A 438-nucleotide genomic window follows, 5' to 3' on the forward strand; every position below is an offset into this window, starting at 1 on the left:
CAACTCGCCCCGGCGCAGCCCGCGCAGGCCGGCGAGCCACCAGAGGGCGAACAGCGGGTCGTCGTTGACGGAGCCGAGGAACTCGGCGAGCTGGTCGGCAGTCCAGACCGCCACCGCCGGGTGAATCCCGGTCTGCTCCCACGACGCGACGCGGGCCTCGGTCCACACCTTGGCGTGCGGCTGCTGATAGCCCTTGATCTCGATATGCCGGGCAGGGTTGCAGTCCAGCACGCCTTCCTTGACGGCCAGGTTGAGCGCGGCGCGCAGGGTGGTGCGCAGGTGGCTCATCGCCGAAGGGGACTGCGGTCGGCCCTTGTTGTTGCGGGTGTCGGCGATCGGGGCGAACACGGTGCGCAAAAGTTGGGCGTCGAGGTCGGCCAGCCGGTACCGGCCGAGGTAGGGGATCAGGACGGTGTCGACGTCGCGGGTGTAGTGGAA

The 438-nt window shown here is 69.6% G+C and carries 1 pseudogene; it reads right to left on the reverse strand.

The features are described 5' to 3' along the window. Window positions 1-438: pseudogene (locus IH26_RS61830) on the reverse strand (site-specific integrase); the annotation flags it as partial.

The organism is Actinoplanes subtropicus (genome assembly GCF_000721705.1).
Taxonomy (GTDB): Bacteria; Actinomycetota; Actinomycetes; order Mycobacteriales; family Micromonosporaceae; genus Actinoplanes; species Actinoplanes subtropicus.